The 16,720-nt window shown below is 53.9% G+C and carries 15 protein-coding genes; 11 read left to right on the top strand and 4 right to left on the bottom strand.

All coding sequences use genetic code 11. From position 1 onward, the window contains the following. The first annotated feature begins 7 nt into the window (after positions 1-7). Together prlC and rsmJ are read left to right on the top strand one after the other, a co-directional pair. Positions 8-2,050 (top strand): oligopeptidase A, encoded by a 2,043-nt coding sequence (gene prlC, locus J2125_RS10060; RefSeq protein WP_017799591.1) that lies wholly within the window; start codon positions 8-10, stop codon positions 2,048-2,050. A gap of 8 nt (positions 2,051-2,058) precedes the next feature. Continuing rightward, positions 2,059-2,808, top strand: coding sequence for a 16S rRNA (guanine(1516)-N(2))-methyltransferase RsmJ (gene rsmJ / locus J2125_RS10055; protein ID WP_017799590.1), 750 nt, complete (start codon positions 2,059-2,061; stop codon positions 2,806-2,808). Positions 2,809-2,861: 53 nt separating this feature from the next. Here rsmJ and uspA read toward each other — a convergent pair whose 3' ends face one another. Then, positions 2,862-3,302, bottom strand: a complete 441-nt coding sequence (uspA, locus tag J2125_RS10050; RefSeq protein ID WP_017799589.1) for a universal stress protein UspA — start codon at positions 3,300-3,302, stop codon at positions 2,862-2,864. Positions 3,303-3,749: 447 nt separating this feature from the next. Here uspA and uspB point away from each other — a divergent pair, with 447 nt between their 5' ends. Further along, positions 3,750-4,085 (top strand): universal stress protein UspB, encoded by a 336-nt coding sequence (gene uspB, locus J2125_RS10045; RefSeq protein WP_017799588.1) that lies wholly within the window; start codon positions 3,750-3,752, stop codon positions 4,083-4,085. Between the two features lie 59 nt (positions 4,086-4,144). On the opposite strand, the gene pitA is transcribed toward uspB, so the two are convergent. Beyond that, positions 4,145-5,644, bottom strand: coding sequence for an inorganic phosphate transporter PitA (gene pitA / locus J2125_RS10040; RefSeq protein WP_017799587.1), 1,500 nt, complete (start codon positions 5,642-5,644; stop codon positions 4,145-4,147). A gap of 242 nt (positions 5,645-5,886) precedes the next feature. Here pitA and J2125_RS10035 point away from each other — a divergent pair, with 242 nt between their 5' ends. After that, positions 5,887-7,071 (top strand): BaiN/RdsA family NAD(P)/FAD-dependent oxidoreductase, encoded by a 1,185-nt coding sequence (locus tag J2125_RS10035; RefSeq protein WP_017799586.1) that lies wholly within the window; start codon positions 5,887-5,889, stop codon positions 7,069-7,071. A gap of 204 nt (positions 7,072-7,275) precedes the next feature. Here the strand turns inward: J2125_RS10035 and J2125_RS10030 are convergent, their stop codons facing one another. Both J2125_RS10030 and J2125_RS10025 read right to left on the bottom strand, forming a co-directional pair. Next, positions 7,276-8,673 carry an APC family permease gene (locus tag J2125_RS10030; protein ID WP_017799584.1) on the bottom strand — a complete coding sequence of 466 codons (1,398 nt, stop codon included), beginning with the start codon at positions 8,671-8,673 and terminating at the stop codon, positions 7,276-7,278. 139 nt (positions 8,674-8,812) lie between these two features. Further along, the gene (locus tag J2125_RS10025) at positions 8,813-9,628 is read right to left on the bottom strand and encodes a helix-turn-helix domain-containing protein (RefSeq protein ID WP_017799583.1); all 816 of its coding nucleotides are present in this window, start codon (positions 9,626-9,628) and stop codon (positions 8,813-8,815) included. A gap of 169 nt (positions 9,629-9,797) precedes the next feature. Here J2125_RS10025 and J2125_RS10020 point away from each other — a divergent pair, with 169 nt between their 5' ends. The 7 genes from J2125_RS10020 to tssK all read left to right on the top strand — a co-directional run bounded on the left by J2125_RS10020 (position 9,798) and on the right by tssK (position 16,712). Continuing rightward, positions 9,798-10,937 carry an ornithine cyclodeaminase family protein gene (locus tag J2125_RS10020; RefSeq protein WP_017799582.1) on the top strand — a complete coding sequence of 380 codons (1,140 nt, stop codon included), beginning with the start codon at positions 9,798-9,800 and terminating at the stop codon, positions 10,935-10,937. 14 nt (positions 10,938-10,951) lie between these two features. After that, a complete protein-coding gene (locus J2125_RS10015) occupies positions 10,952-11,374 on the top strand; it encodes a Rid family hydrolase (protein ID WP_209499490.1) in 423 nt (140 codons plus the stop codon). A 20-nt stretch (positions 11,375-11,394) separates the two neighbouring features. Beyond that, a complete protein-coding gene (locus J2125_RS10010; RefSeq protein WP_017799580.1) occupies positions 11,395-12,687 on the top strand; it encodes an NAD(P)/FAD-dependent oxidoreductase in 1,293 nt (430 codons plus the stop codon). 125 nt (positions 12,688-12,812) lie between these two features. Then, positions 12,813-13,220: a DUF2000 family protein gene (locus J2125_RS10005; protein ID WP_017799579.1), complete on the top strand. Its 408-nt coding sequence runs from the start codon at positions 12,813-12,815 to the stop codon at positions 13,218-13,220. A 1,090-nt stretch (positions 13,221-14,310) separates the two neighbouring features. Then, positions 14,311-14,808, top strand: coding sequence for an SH3 domain-containing protein (locus J2125_RS10000; protein WP_026111500.1), 498 nt, complete (start codon positions 14,311-14,313; stop codon positions 14,806-14,808). Between the two features lie 20 nt (positions 14,809-14,828). Further along, positions 14,829-15,344 (top strand): type VI secretion system lipoprotein TssJ, encoded by a 516-nt coding sequence (gene tssJ / locus J2125_RS09995; protein WP_017799577.1) that lies wholly within the window; start codon positions 14,829-14,831, stop codon positions 15,342-15,344. Between the two features lie 21 nt (positions 15,345-15,365). Continuing rightward, on the top strand, positions 15,366-16,712 hold the full coding sequence (gene tssK / locus J2125_RS09990) for a type VI secretion system baseplate subunit TssK (RefSeq protein WP_017799576.1): 1,347 nt from the start codon (positions 15,366-15,368) through the stop codon (positions 16,710-16,712). Positions 16,713-16,720 lie beyond the last annotated feature (8 nt).

The raw sequence follows: 16,720 nt of genomic DNA, 5'->3' as shown, positions 1-16,720 counted from the left end.
CTGCGCTATGACCAATCCGTTACTCTCTTCTTTTACGCTTCCTCCTTTTTCCGCCATCAAACCAGAACACGTTGTGCCAGCGGTACAGGCCGCCCTTGATGATTGCCGCGCAGCGGTAGAGCAAACCGTGGCTCAGGGCGCACCTTATAGCTGGGATAACCTGTGTCAGCCGCTGGCGGAAGTGGACGATCGCCTTGGTCGTCTGTTCTCGCCGGTCAGCCATCTGAACTCGGTAAAAAACAGCCCGGAGCTGCGCGAAGCCTATGAACAGACCCTGCCGCTGCTGTCAGAGTACAGCACCTGGGTCGGTCAGCATGAAGGGTTGTATCAGGCGTATCGCAATCTGAAAGAGGGCGACAGCTATGCTGCGCTCACTCTGCCGCAGAAAAAGGCGGTTGATAACGCCCTGCGTGATTTTGAGCTGTCAGGTATCGGCCTGTCGAAAGAGAAGCAGAAACGTTATGGCGAAATCGCCGCGCGTCTCTCGGAGCTGGGTTCGACCTACAGCAACAATGTGCTGGATGCCACGATGGGCTGGAGCAAGCCTGTCAGCGACGAAGCTGAACTCTCCGGGATGCCGGAAAGCGCGCTGGCCGCGGCAAAAGCTCAGGCGGAAGCCAAAGGGCAACCAGGCTGGCTGCTGACGCTGGATATCCCAAGCTATCTGCCGGTAATGACCTACTGTGATAACCAGGCGCTACGTGAAGAGATGTATCGCGCGTACGCGACCCGTGCTTCCGATCAGGGGCCGAATGCCGGTAAGTGGGATAACAGTGAAATCATGGCGGAAGAGCTGGCGCTACGTCATGAACTGGCGCAGCTGCTGGGCTTTGACTCGTATGCCGATAAATCACTGGCGACCAAAATGGCGGAAAGCCCGGCACAGGTTACCGACTTCCTGACCGATCTGGCGCACCGCGCACGTCCACAAGCCGAGCAGGAGATCGCGCAACTGCGCGCCTTTGCCGAACAAGAGCACGGCATCAGCGATTTGCAGCCATGGGATCTGACTTACTACGGTGAGAAGCAGAAACAGCATCTGTATGCCATCAGCGATGAGCAACTGCGTCCGTACTTCCCGGAAGAGCGCGCGCTGAATGGTCTGTTTGAAGTGGTCAAACGTATCTACGGCATCACCGCCAAAGAGCGTAAAGATGTGGATGTGTGGCATAACGATGTGCGCTTCTTCGATCTGTTCGATGAGAGCGGCGAGCTGCGCGGCAGCTTCTATCTTGATCTCTATGCCCGCGAACATAAGCGTGGCGGCGCGTGGATGGATGACTGCGTCGGCATGATGCGTAAAGCTGACGGTTCATTGCAGAAGCCGGTCGCTTATCTGACCTGTAACTTTAACCGTCCGGTTAACGGCAAACCGGCGCTGTTTACTCATGATGAAGTGACCACCCTGTTCCATGAGTTTGGCCATGGCCTGCACCATATGCTGACGCGCATCGAAACCCCGGGCGTTTCCGGCATTAGCGGTGTGCCATGGGATGCGGTCGAGCTGCCAAGCCAGTTTATGGAAAACTGGTGCTGGGAGCCGGAAGCGCTGGCGTTTATCTCCGGCCATTACGAAAGCGGCGAACCGTTGCCGCAGGAGCTGCTGGATAAAATGCTGGCGGCGAAAAACTACCAGGCGGCGCTGTTTATTCTGCGTCAGCTGGAGTTCGGTCTGTTTGATTTCCGTCTGCATGCCGAATTCGATCCGGCGAAAGGCGCACAGATTCTGCAGATGCTGGCAGAGATTAAGCAACTGGTGGCGGTGGTACCAGGCCCGTCGTGGGGGCGTTTCCCGCATGCCTTTAGCCATATCTTTGCCGGTGGCTATGCGGCAGGTTACTACAGTTATCTGTGGGCGGACGTGCTGGCGGCTGATGCTTACTCGCGCTTTGAAGAAGAGGGCATTTTCAACCGTGAAACCGGTCAGTCTTTCCTTGATAACATCCTGACGCGTGGCGGTTCTGAAGAGCCAATGGAGCTGTTCCGCCGCTTCCGTGGCCGCGAGCCGCAACTGGACGCGATGCTGGACCATTACGGCATTAAGGGATAACGCTTCGCGTGAAGATCTGTTTACTCAATGAAGCAGGCGCCGATAGTGGCGCCTTATCTGTTTTAGCGCAGCGCTGGCAGCTGGAGCATGACGACGATGCGGTGATGGCGCTGGTGATGACGCCTGAGCATCTGGAACTGCGTAAGCGTGACGAGCCAAAGCTGGGCGGCATTTTTGTCGATTTCGTCAGCGGCGCGATGGCGCATCGCCGCAAATTTGGTGGTGGTCGCGGTGAAGCGGTGGCGAAAGCGGTTGGCATTAAGCGCGGTTATCTGCCGGATGTGGTGGATGCCACCGCCGGACTGGGGCGTGATGCCTTTGTGCTGGCGTCAGTAGGCTGCCATGTGCGCATGCTGGAGCGTAATCCGGTAGTGGCTGCGTTACTGGATGATGGTCTGCAACGTGGCTATCAGGATGCGGAAATTGGCGGCTGGCTGCGCGAGCGCCTGACGCTGTTGCATGTCTCCAGCCTGTCGGCGCTAAGCGAGATTACGCCACGTCCGGATGTGGTCTATCTGGATCCGATGTATCCGCATAAGCAGAAAAGCGCGCTGGTGAAGAAAGAGATGCGGGTGTTTCAGACGCTGGTTGGCGCCGATGATGATGCCGATGGTCTGCTGGCGCCAGCGCGTCAGCTGGCAAAGAAGCGGGTAGTGGTAAAACGACCTGATTACGCGCCGCCGATGGCCAATGTGGCAACGCAGTCTGCGGTGACCACCAAAAGCCATCGCTTTGATATCTATCCACCCATCGGTTAACCCACCTTCCCCCACATAGTGGGGGAAGGCCGGGCAGCGACTACGATCTACTTCTACTCGTCTTCGTCCTCATCGCGCAATGGCACAATCAGCATATCAATATGCACGGTGTTGATCAGCTGACGCGCAGATGACATCAGTTTGCTCCAGAAGTCCTGGTGATGGCCGCAAACCACCAAATCGACGTCATATTTCTTAATGGCATCCACCAGCACCTGACCTAAATCGCCGCTGCCACTGAGGGTTTCGCTCACGGTATAGCCCGCGTTCTGCGACAGTTCAGTCAGCGCATTGTGCGTCTCTTCAGAGATACGTTTCTGCATATCGCCGAGATTGACATCAATCAGGCCGGTGTAGAGATCGGAATAGTTCACATCAACATGAATCAGCGACACTTTTGCGTCATACGGGCGTGCCAGCGAAACTGCTTTCTCGACCAGCAGTTTACTTTCCGGGGAAAGGTCTACTGCAATCAGGATGTGTTTATAAGCCATAATTAAACTCCTTCCATTAGATGTGCGATCTGCCAGACAGAGGGCTATTCTGTCCTGTCACAAGTTGCTGAAATCCATTGCGAGGAATGCGCGCGATGGTCGCCGCAGATTTCATTCTGTTACTGGTGCATCGCGTTATGCTGCCTGCGACACTTTGTTATGTCATCAGTATAGCGTTAATTGTTAACAGATGTTGTTTAGCGGCGCACCCTTTGCGACCGCGATCAAAATGAATTTTTTTCCACTTTCGCATAACAGCTAAAACATCGCTGGAAAAAATTTGATCAGATCTCCTACACTGGGTTATGACGGTCTCAAATCCATCTGTGGTCGCCATTCTCTTTTAAAAACATTCGGTCCGGTTCAATAGTGGTTTGGCAAGATACCGTTGGCTGTATTCAGCGCAGTCTGCTGAAAACTTTCCTGTGGTATTGCCGGGAGGGGATCATGATCAGCACCATCGCACTGTTTTGGGCACTATGTGTGGTTTGTTTAGTGAATATGGCGCGTTATTACTCTTCTCTGCGCGCATTACTGGTGGTGCTTCGCGGCTGCGATCCATTGCTTTATCAATATGTTGATGGCGCCGGATTCTTCACTTCTCATGGTCAGCCGAGCAAACAGGTACGCCTTGTGCGTTATATCTGGGCGCAACGCTATCGCGATCATCATGACGACGAGTTTATCCGCCGTTGTGAACGTGTGCGTGGGCAATTTATTCTGACCAGCGCACTCTGTGGCTTAGTGATGATTAGCCTGCTGGCATTGGCGATATGGCACTGAAGCGGGCGGGGAATAAAAAAGGGCGGCATCGCTGCCGCCCCTGTTCAGACTGAGTTGAATTAAATCAATTGCAATGCAATCCAGTACAACCCGCCGGAAAGCAGTATCGAGATTGGCAGGGTTAATACCCACGCCAGCGCGATATTCTTAATGGTGCGACTCTGCACGCCGCCGCCATCAACCAGCATGGTACCAGCAACGGAAGAGGAGAGGATATGGGTGGTGGATACCGGCATACCGGTATAGCTGGCCACACCAATTGACACTGCCGCCGTCAGCTGCGCCGACATGCCTTGCGCATAAGTCATCCCTTTCTTACCGATTTTTTCGCCGATAGTGGTCGCCACACGACGCCAGCCCACCATGGTGCCCAGTGATAATGCCAGCGCCACCGCAACAATAATCCAGACTGGCGCATATTCCACGGTGTTCAGCAGATCGCCTTTCAGCTTGTTGAGGAAGCGTTGGTCATCGGCGTTGGTTTCCGGCAGTTTCGCCGCTTTATCGGCGGTATCGGAAATACACATCAGCAGACGACGCATCTGTGCACGCTGGTCGACATTCAGCGCATCGTAACTCTGCAGATTATTCAGCAGGCCCTGCGCACGTTGAATCGCCCCCAGCGCACGTGCGCTGTCGCAATGGAATGCCTGCGGGCCAGACGGCACCTGTTCTGGTGTCGGCAGTGCCGGTGGCGTCATCTGAATGATATGCGTCAGCGTAGCGCTATGCTGCTGGTAATACTGTTCCAGATGGTTGACCGCATCGCGAGTACGCGTGATGTCATAACCGGAGGAGTTCATATTAACCACAAAGCCAGCCGGCGCGACGCCAATCAGCACCAGCATAATCAGACCAATGCCTTTCTGACCATCATTGGCGCCGTGTGAGTAGCTGACGCCGATAGCGGAGACGATCAGGGCAATACGCGTCCAGAATGGCGGTTTTTTCTTACCGTCAATCTTCTCGCGATCGGCTGGCGTCATATGGATACGGCTACGCTTTTTGGTGCCGCTCCAGTAGCGACGCAACAGGAAGATCAAACCACCTGCTACAATCAGACCGATAATTGGCGATAAAATCAACGACATAAAAATACCGATCATTTTAGGGATATTCAGCGCATCAACCACCGAGGTGCCAGTCAGCAACGCGTTGGTCAGACCGATACCAATAATGGCGCCGATCAGGGTATGGGAGCTGGACGCAGGCAGACCGAAGTACCAGGTGCCTAAGTTCCAGATAATTGCAGCGAGCAGCATGGAAAAGACCATAGCCAGCCCGTGAGCCGATCCTACATTGAGCAGCAGATCGGTAGGGAGCAAGTGGACAATTGCGTAAGCAACGCTTAAACCACCCAGTAACACACCAAAAAAGTTAAATACACCGGCCATAACTACCGCTAACTGCGATCGCATTGCACGAGTATAGATGACAGTCGCCACTGCATTGGCAGTATCATGGAAACCGTTAATGGCTTCATAAAACAGCACAAACATCAGAGCGAGTACTAATAACAGGCCGGTATGGTAATCAAGACCAGCAAACAGATGTAGCATAAGCGTTACGCCATTTTGGAGGACATGAACGCGGCGCATTATCAGCGACAAACCGCGCCGGGGGAAAGGGAAATATAGACTTTTTTTGATATTAAAGCGCATTAAACCCAGATTTTTCGCTAAAAAAAGCCTGTAAATTAAATAGTTACATTGTGTTACTTTCACTACACTTTTGTTACGCTGGCATCACTGGCAGCAACTCTCTACAATCAGCGTTTTTTGCCAGCCGGCAGGAGTGAGTTGTGGAAAAGTTTGACGTTATCATTATTGGCGCAGGGGCTGCAGGCATGTTCTGCGCCGCACAGGCAGGCCAGCGTGGTCGCCGCGTGCTGTTGCTGGATAACGGCAAAAAGGCCGGGCGTAAAATTCTGATGTCCGGCGGCGGGCGCTGCAACTTCACCAATCTGTATACCGAACCGGCGGCCTATCTGTCGAACAACCCGCACTTCTGTAAATCAGCGCTGGCGCGCTATACCCAGTGGGATTTTATCGATCTGGTTAATCGCCATGGTATCGCCTGGCACGAAAAAACGCTGGGTCAGCTGTTTTGTGACGACTCGGCGCAGCAGATTGTTGAGCTGCTGCTGAAAGAGTGTGAGCAGGGCGGTGTGACGGTGCGTTTGCGCAGCGAAGTGATCAGCGTTGAGCGCGACGACAATGGCTATACTCTGCAACTGAATGGCGCGGCGGTGCAGGCGGAAAAACTGGTGATCGCCAGTGGCGGCCTGTCAATGCCGGGACTCGGCGCCACGCCGTTCGGCTATAAGCTGGCGGAACAGTTTGGCCTGCGCGTTTTCGCGACCCGCGCCGGACTGGTGCCTTTTACTCTGCATAAACCCTTACTGGACCATTTGCAGGCGCTCTCCGGCGTATCGCTGCCGACGGTGATGACTGCGGAAGACGGTACGGTATTTAAAGAAGCGATGCTGTTTACCCATCGCGGCCTGTCGGGACCGGCGGTATTGCAACTCTCCAGCTACTGGCAGCCGGGTGAGTTTGTCTCTGTTGACCTCTCGCCGGGTCAGGATCTTGACAGCTTTATTAATGCTGAGCGCAGCGAGCACCCTAATCTCAGCCTGAAAAACAGTCTGGCAAAAGTGCTGCCGAAGCGTTTAATCGAAGTGCTGCAAACCCTGCAGACGGTGCCGGATGTCACGCTGAAGCAGCTGAACAGTCGTCAGCAGAGCGAGCTGGCGGCGGCGCTGCATCAGTGGCGCGTGCAACCCAATGGTACCGAAGGTTATCGCACTGCCGAAGTGACGCTGGGCGGCGTCGATACCACCCAGCTGTCATCCAAAACCATGGAAGCGCGTGATGTACCCGGTTTGTACTTTATCGGAGAAGTGGCCGATGTCACTGGCTGGCTGGGCGGTTATAACTTCCAGTGGGCGTGGAGCTCGGCATGGGCTTGTGGGCAGGCGGTTTAGATTTCGATACTCTGGGCTGGATAAGAGTTCAGTATCCAGCACTCCTGATGCAGATAGTTGACAGCAAGAAGGTTGAGATACTGTTCTTTTAAGGACATCAGCGTCAGCGGATTATTCATATCACGTTGCTGGTCACCCGCAGAAATGCTGGCAATATGTTCAGCTTTTAAAATCTGCAACCTTGCTGGCACATCAAAAATAACCTCAACCCGTCCTCATCAACCGCGCCTTACGTTTCAGCGACATCAGATACCCTATAGCGCCACAGCTGGCAATAAACCACGGGATAAACTGCACCAGCGCGGAATCGCTGCCGCTGATTAACTGCAAATTATTAATCGCCAGAATAATCGTGGCCGACATCGCGGTCAGTGCCGCCAGCGGCGCCCAGAACACCTGCCAGGCGCTGTGATTATGGTTGGCGGTGTGACGGAAAAACATAATCACTGCGGCGGAAACACCGACCTGAAGCACTAATATCGACAGCGTAGCGATAGCCGAACCAAAGGCAAAAATATGCACCATCGGATCCATATTGGTGCTGCCCATCCCCGCCAGCAACAGCAACAGAATCACACTGTGCGCATGGCTGGCATTGTGCGGCGTACCGTTAGTCGGATGGGTGCTGCACAGCTCTTTCCAGATCAGGCCATCCCGGCTGATGCTGAAAATATAGCGCGAAATATTGTTATGGAACGCCAGCGCGGCGGCAAACAGACTGGTAATCAACAGTACCGACATGGTTTCCACCGCCCACTGGCCGACATACTGACGGGTAATATCAAAAATAAAGTTGCCGGGATCTTTACGGGCAATCTGCGCTATCTGATCAAAACCATATGCCTGTACCAGCGACCAGCTGGTAAAGCAGAAAAACACCGTAATAATCAGCAGGGCGCAGAGGGTGGCGCGCGGGACGGTTTTATGTGGTTCACGGCACTCTTCAGCATAGATGGCGGTTGACTCAAAACCGATAAACGAGGCAATGGCAAAAATAAAGGCGATGCCAAGATTGCCCTGCATAAACACGGAAGGTTCAAACGAGCTGAAGTTCAGCGCTCCCTCTTTTTTCACCAGCAGCATAACGTCGGTCAGCAGGACAATCGCCACCTCCGCCAGCATCAGTACGCCGAGCAGTTTGCCGCCAACTTCGACCCGTTTGATGCCTAACATCCACGCAATCACGGTAAATAACATGCTCAGCGCCCACCAGGGGATCGACAGCGCAAGATGCTGCTCAAGGAACAGCTGGGTAAAGAAACCGAGCATGGCGATAATTGCCGTCTGGATTGACAGATAGGCGATCAGCGCCAGTACTGAAGCGGAGGCGCCCCAGTTTTCGCCCAGACCTTTTGATATATAGGTGTAGAAAGCACCGGCATCATTCACATAGCGGCTCATCGCGATATAGCCCACCGAGAAGATCATCAGAATGAGGCAGGCCATAATATAGATAGCCGGAATGCCGCCGCCGTTGCCGGTAAAAATAGCCACCGGCAGCCCACCCACCACACCGGTCAGGGGCGAAGCGGCTGCAACCACAAAGAAGACCAGAGAAAATAAGCCCAGGGTATTTTTTCGTAAACCGTTCGTGTTGCTCATCGCCAGCGCCCTATCTGCAAGTGAATATAGGTATGCATCATTTCTCAGCAGCAACAGCGGAGGATAGAAAAAATCGGACAGCAGCAGAGTGCAACAGATGCACCGTTTTAGTGCTACTTTGCGCTAACCTGACGCTAACTTAGTTGTAACGGATGCGTTCTCCATAGGCGGCAAACAGCGTACGCCGCTGGTAGTCAAGTGGGGTAGTGCTGACCAGCTTTTTGAACTCGCGCAGGAAGTGTGACTGGTCGCTGAAACCGAGGTCCAGCGCCAGGTCGGAAAACGAAATATTACCGCGCAAATGCAGGGTATTCAGCGCCGCCTGGCAGCGCATAATGCGGCCAAACGCCTTGGGCGACATGCCGGTATCATGGCGGAACTGGCGCTGAATCGTGCGGCAGGTATAGCCGGTCAATGCCTCCAGCTGTTCAATACGGATATTGCCTTTCTGTTGCAGAATGGTGCGAATAATTGACGCCGTCACCGTCGACGTTTTGCGCATCAGGCGTGGAGTAAAATGGGCATTAAACAGCGCGACCTGTTGTGAAAACAGCGGCGTGCGCAGGATCTGTTCGCAGGCCTGGCGCGCATCCGGCACCACATCAAAGAAATTAAATTCACGATCTGTCAGCTCTTCCGCCATTACATCGAGAAAGTCCGGGATCACGCCGGGCGCAAAGCGTACGCCGAAATAGCGATGGTTGCGGATCAGCGCCGCACTGCGTGCCTCCAGTGTGGTGCCGCATACCCGCGCCACCGGCTGCGCCGCATCGCAGTCAAAGACGATATCCACGCAGCCATCCGGTACCGCCAGCGTCAGGCTGGCCGATGGTGAAACCTCGAAACTGTAGAAGTGGGAAATCGCCGGGTTGTCAGAGTGCATCAGCGAATAATGCTGCGCCGCACTCAGCACAAACCAGGGCTGTTCCGGATGGATATCGACCGCATGTGACATAACAGAACCCCGCAATAAACAGGAAGACTCTCCATCACTGCAATTCGGGTGCCATCTCCCGCATGCGGTTTTTGCGCATGTCGCAAATGTTCAATACAGCCTGATGCCTGCCCCGTTATTTTCAGCAGGCAATGAAAACGTAACTCACTCATTTAACGGGGTAACTGGCATGTCTGACACCACTAAAATCGATTTTATCTATCTGTCGGAACAGGACATGATCCGCGCCGGGGTCACGGATATGCCCGCCTGTGTTGACACTATGGAAGAGATGTTCGGCCTGCTGTATCAGGGCGACTACCGCATGGCGGGTTCCAATAATGATTCGCACGGCGCGATGGTGACCTTTCCGGAAAATTCGCCGTTTCCAGCGATGCCTAAACCCACCGCCGACCGACGCTTAATGGCGATGCCGGCCTACCTCGGCGGCAGTTTCTGTACTGCGGGGGTAAAGTGGTACGGCTCCAATATTGCCAACCGCCAGAAAGGACTGCCGCGCTCGATTCTGATGTTCACGCTAAATGATGCCGATACCGGCGCGCCGCTGGCGCATATGTCAGCCAACCTGTTGTCGGCTTACCGTACCGGCGCGGTTCCCGGCGTGGGGGCGCGCCATCTGGCGCGCAAAGACTCGCGGGTGATTGGCCTGCTGGGGCCGGGCGTGATGGGCAAAACTGCCGTTGCGGCGTTTATCGCCGTCTGCCCGCAGATCGACACGATTAAGGTGAAAGGGCGCGGGCAGAAGAGCCTCGACAACTTTATCTCATGGCTGACGGTCACTTACCCGCAGATCACCCACATTCAGGTGGTCGACACGCTCGAAGAAGTGGTACGTGGCAGCGATATTGTGACCTATTGCAGTTCAGGGGAAGTTGGCGACCCGGCCAGTTATCCGCTAGTAAAACGCGAGTGGGTTAAACCGGGCGCATTTCTCGCCATGCCGGCGCTGTGCAACCTTGATGAAGGGATGGAGCAGGCGGATGTGCGAAAGGTGCTCGACAATACCGGCCTGTACCACGCCTGGTATGAAGAGGTGCCAAAACCGGCGCACCACACCATCCCGGTGATAGGCGTGCGTTTTATGGACATGCTGGCGGAAGGCAAACTCAGCCATGCGCAGTTAGAGGATATCGGCAAAATTATCGCCGGTGACGCGCCCGGCCGTCAGAACGACGACGAAATTATCATTATGTCAGTCGGCGGCATGCCGGTTGAGGATGTGGCGTGGGGCACCGTGGTGTATCGCAACGCGCTGGCAAAAGGTATCGGCATCAAACTAAACCTGTGGGAAACCCCGGTTCTCAGCTAATTAAGGAACAGCGCATGACCCGCATTACTAAAGTAAAGACTGGATCTGTTTTTGAGCAGCAGGCGAGTTATTCGCGCATTGTGGCGGTCGATAACTGGATTTATGTTTCCAATACCGCCGGGCGCAATCCGCATACGCAACAGATCCCGGAAGATATCAGCGAACAGACGCACCAGGTGTATGCCAATATTGCGCTGGCGCTGGCCGCAGTGGATGCCACGCTTGCTGATGTGGTGATGTCGCGAGTGTTTATTCAGCAGCCTGCCGATGTTCCTGTGGTGATGGCGATTATTGGCGAAAAGTTTCGCGGCGTGAATCCGGCATCAACGGTAACCTGCCCGCCGCTGGGGTCCACGGTATATAAAGTGGAAATCGAAGTTACCGCTTACCGCGGGGCATCGACCGCCGAAGTGGCAGAAATTACTGTCGCTGTTTAAAGCCCGCAGGAAGGTGTGTTATGGCCCCAAAAATAACTGCGGTTCAGAGCTGCACTGCGTTACCTGCCGCCACTACGGTGGTGATTATTGGCGCTGGGATCGTCGGACTGACCGCTGCCCTGACGCTGGCGGAGCGCAATATCCCGGTAGTGGTGGTAGAAAAAGGCCACATCGCCGGTGAGCAGTCATCGCGCAATCTTGGCTGGGTGCGCAAGACCAGCCGCGCTGCCGAAGATATCCCGCTGGCGCTGGCCTCGGATCGTTTATGGGCGGCAATGTCGCAGCGCGTGGCGTGTGATGTTGGCTACCGCCAGGCGGGGATTATGTTTATTGCCCGCAATGATGCGCAGATGGCGATGCATGAAGGCTGGCTGAAATCCGTCGCGCATCCTGGAGTGGATTCGCGGCTGCTCAGCCCGCAGGAGATTGCACAGCTGGTGCCCGGCGGGCGTGGCAACTGGCTGGGCGGGATCTATACACCGTCAGACGGCCGTGCAGAGCCGACGCTGGCTGCCAGCGCTATCGCCCGCGCGGCCATTGCTAAAGGGGCGGTGATCGTGGAGAACTGCGCGGTACGCTCGCTGGCTACAGCTGGCGGCAAAATCAGCGGCGTGGTGACAGAACAGGGTGAGATCCGTTGCGGGCAGGTGCTGCTGGCTGGTGGGTTATGGTCACGACGCCTGTTGGGAAATCAGGGGATTATGTTGCCGACGCTGCCGCTGATCTGTTCCGTGCTGCGCACCAGACCGATGGCCGGGCCGACCGATATTGCGGTGGGCGCACCGGACTTCTCGTTCCGCAAACATATCGACGGAGGCTTTATTATTACCCAGCGCGGTGCGCTGGATGCTTCGCTGACCCTGGACCATCTATTACTGGGAACCCGCTATCTGCCACAGCTGCGTGCGCAGCGCAGTTTCCTGCGTATTTCGCTCGGCAGGCCCTTCCTGCAGGATCTGGCGCTGCCGCGTCGCTGGCGTGCGACCAGCCGCTCGCCGTTTGAGCGCGTGCGCACGATGGATCCGCCCGCCAATCCGGCGCTGAATCAGGAGGCGATGACCAATCTGATTGCGGCATGGCCAGCATTTGCAACCGCAGAAATTGCTGACGCCTGGGCCGGGGTGATTGACGTCACGCCAGATTCTAATCCGGTAATTGGTGCGGTAGCGAAAATACCAGGCCTGACACTGGCGACCGGTTTTTCCGGGCATGGTTTCGGCACTTCACCAGCCGCCGGGCAACTGGCGGCGGATTTAGTTGCCGGTTACCCGCCGATTATCGATCCCGCTCCGTATCGGTTTGAGCGCTTTTGACCAGGGGAGCGTGATTTATTTTGACTAAAACCGGTAGTCAGCCTTGCTGCACAAACGTTCCAGACTGCGATCCCTGAAGTCTTCTAACATGTGCTTTTTACTGCAACAGACGAGAGACTGAACGGATGTTTGACACCAAAATCGCTTTTATTATCAGGAATGACCTGCCTGTCTGGCAGAGGCTGAACGTTGTCGCATTTCTGGCAACCGGCATTGCGGCAGCGGCGCCGGAAATAATGGGGCAGCCGTATATCGATGCGAAAGGGCATCACTACGGTAATATTTGCGGTCAGCCGATGCTTATTTTTGAAGCCGATCTTGCAGGTTTACAGTCTGCTCACCGTAAAGGCCTCGAGCGTGAAGTTATTCTTATTCCTTATGTACATGCCATGTTTTCAACCGGTCATGACGAAGCAAACCGCGAAATGTTTATGGCTGAAGATGCCGAAAATATGAATCTGGTTGGGCTTGCCATGCGCGCACCGAAAAAAATCGTGGATAAAGTCATTAAAGGATTGTCGCTGCATAAATAACGCAGCGGTACTTGTCTGCGGCAGCGGATGGCGCACAGCGTTTACAGGGAAGTAACCGGCACTGAAAATAGCGCTGCATCTGCACCGCGAAAACTTTAACTGTAATAAAGAGTGTGCAGCCTTACATTCAGATCGTTTAACTACAGTCCGGGATTCTTTGCAGAGCCACGGTTTACTACAGTTCCGGCTTTTATTTTGCTGTTTTTTTATACGAATTTAATGTGATTACATTTTTTTACCGACGCCGAATTCGTGATCTTAACCGCATTTCTCCCTCTGAAATCCTCCACCTGTACTTTAGTCACTTTAGCCATATCAGAGTGTTTTTTTGCTCTAATAAAATTTAGGCGCAAAAAAGCTGGTTTTTATTCCATGACGAAATAAAACAACTGTTTTCAAATCAGTTTTCTAGGATTATCCTCAAAGAAAAGCGGTTAAAACAGCCAAATTTGACATTAATCGAAAATATTAATTTCTCTTAATTGAGATTCTCTGCTACCTGCCCGTTGTAAATGTGTAAAGAGTCAGTAAACTGATCGACAACGCTGAACAATAACCTCGGTTATTGATTTACAATATTGGGATTAATCTGCTTCCCAAGGGCGGTAGCGTGCCAATTTTATAGATCAAGGCAATGATTTGTAACCTAATTGCCAAAATTAGCACTGATCAATAACAATTCATATTGGCGTAATCTTTTTGTAAAGTTATGTGCTCAAATATTAGCCAGACTGTTCAGATTAATTTTGTGATGATGAAATGGGTAACTTTCCCCCTGAAAGGCCTACGGATAGCAGTGTTTTGTCCAAATTTATAAGATGATTTTGGATAATTTAAAGTGGATGTTTTCTTCAATCTTATTTCCGCTGGTCCTGCTATCTCCCCATTTATCGTCTTAAACTGCATTAATCCCCTGAAGCACCCTTAAATCCTGTTTTGTTATGTTTCCTGAGTGTTATTCAGGAGGCTTTATCCGCGTTACCTGTTGAAACCTGAGGGCAATCAGAATCTGTACCTGATGGCGCCCGAATTAACATCTATGTAAAAAAAGTTCTGTTTTTCAATCAACTGCCAAATCATGAGGATTATGGTGAAAATTCAAATCGCGCTCTCTCTGCTTTTAGTTGTAATGGTTTCAGGCTGTAAGGCGCCACCACCGCCTGTAACCGATGACACAATCGTTTCCAGCACTGTCGATGGCGTTACCCTGACTTACCGTCACGCCATTACGCCACCGACCAGCTTTACCCCGGCTAACGAAGAGTATCGTGCGCTGTATAAAGCATCGGTAATGAGCACCCCGGGCTTCGGCGGCAAGCTGGTGCGCCAGCTGGAAAATGGCCAGACCTTTACCGTACTGGGTTCAGTGGAGAACAACTGGTTCGCCATTGCGGAAACGGGTCAGGATCAACTGATTGGTTACGTGCCCCTGCGCGCCGGCGTTAAAAGTGAGTTGTACGATAAAACCGTTAAAGCGGATGCCCGTCGTGTGCGTCGTGCCGCGCCTGCCAAAAAAACCTGCGTGGCGGTCAATGGCGAAGGCCAGGCCTGCCGTAACAGCAGCAGCGGCACCTGGATTATCAACTAAACCGCGTCGGCGGATAACCTATGATAACTTTACGTTTTTTCCAGCGTCCGGCTCTCCGGGCGCTGTTCCTGTCAGCGCTGGTGCTGCTGACAGGCTGTATCTCCTCTTCACACAGCGTCCCTTCTCGCTACGGCTTACAGTTTCAGGCTCATCCGCAAATCAACGACTCCGCGCCGCTTAAGGTGCGTGTGATGTTGCTGAAATCGGATGCAGATTTTATGTCAGCGGATTTCTACTCTCTGCAAAACAATCCTCAGGCGGTGCTGGGCGGCAATTTGCTTAATACCGAGCAGTTCTTCCTGATGCCGGGTCAGCTCGGTAAAAAGATTTCCGGACAAAGCACCGCTGAGGCGCGTTACATCGGCATCATGGCGGAGTACCAGTCGCTGGATGGCAAAAAATGGCGACTCTCGCTGCCATTACCTGATCCCTCTGAAAGCAGTGCCTGGAAAGTGTGGCAATGGTCCTCCGATCAGCTGAACGCCGAAATTATTGCGGATGTCAGCGGGATTCGGATGGTTAAAGAGAACCACTAACGCCCTGAAACGGAAGCGATTATGACTAAAGCAGCAAAAGTGGTGTGGACCGAGGGTATGTTCCTGCGTCCCCACCATTTCCAGCAATCTGAAAGCTACCTGTTAAGTCAGGTGCGAGACTGGGGAACCGCACAACGTCCGTATATGTGGGGTTTCTTTCATCTTGAGTTTGATGAAGCGATGCTGCGCCACGGCAATGTGGCCCTGAGCAGCGCCAGCGGTATTTTGCCGGATGGCACCCAGTTTGCGTTTAGCGACAGCCGCCTGGCGCCACCGCCGCTGGCGATTGATGACAATCAGACCGGACAGAAGGTGGTGCTGGCGCTGCCGGCGCGCCGCGATGGCCGCGAAGAGGTGATCTTTAGCGAAGCCGCCGACTCGCTCGCCCGCCATATCAGTTTTGAAGCGGAAGCCGACGATTGCAATGCGATGTCGATTGGGCCGGCAGTGATGCAGTTCGGTCAGCTGCGTCTGCGTCTGATGCTGGAAAGCGATCTGACGGCGGAGTGGACGGCGATCGGTGTGGCGCTGGTGGTGGAGAAGCGCAGCGACAGCCAGTTGCGACTCGACAACACCTATATCCCGCCAATGCTGAACAGCATCGCGCATCCGTTGCTTTTTAGTTTTATCAATGACATTCAGGGGTTACTGGAACAGCGTAGCCAGCAAATCGGCCAGCGTTTACAACAGCCGGGGCGTTTTAATAACTCCGATATGGTCGACTTTATGCTGCTGGCGCTGATGAACCAGCATATTGGCGTGGTCAGTCACCTGCATAGTCTGCCGCAACTGCATCCGGAACAGCTGTTCAGCCAGTGGCTGGCGCTGGCCACCGAGCTGAGCACCTACACACCGCAGCGCTCCTGCGATGGCAGCGGACTGCCGGTATATGACCATGACGATCTGGCGCGCTGCTTTAACGCGCTGGTGCTGATGCTGCGTCAGCGACTCTCTATCGTAATGGAAGAGAACGCCATTCAGCTGCCGCTTATTGAACGCTCACACGGGCTGAATGTGGCGACGGTGCCAGACGCCAATATGATTCGCGAGTTTGGGTTTGTGCTGGCGGTAAAAGCCAATGTGCCTGGTGAGATGCTGAATACGCACTTCCCGGCGCAGATGAAGGTGGCGCCGGTAACAAGGATCCGTGATTTAGTTCAGCTTCAGTTGCCGGGTATGGTGCTGCGCGCGATGCCTTCCGCACCGCCGCAGATCCCATGGCATGCGGGCTACAGCTACTTCCAGTTGGAAAAAGGCGGTGAGCTGTGGAAGGAAATGGATAAATCTGGTGCCTTTGCCCTGCATCTGGCAGGGGAGTTTCCCGGCCTGGACATGGCGTTCTGGGCAGTTCGTGACGTCTCTGTCTGACTGAACTG

It is taken from the genome of Winslowiella toletana (assembly GCF_017875465.1).
GTDB lineage: Bacteria > Pseudomonadota > Gammaproteobacteria > Enterobacterales > Enterobacteriaceae > Erwinia > Erwinia toletana.
The sequence above is the reverse complement of the archived record's forward strand: the minus strand, read 5'-3'. Positions and strand labels throughout refer to the sequence as shown.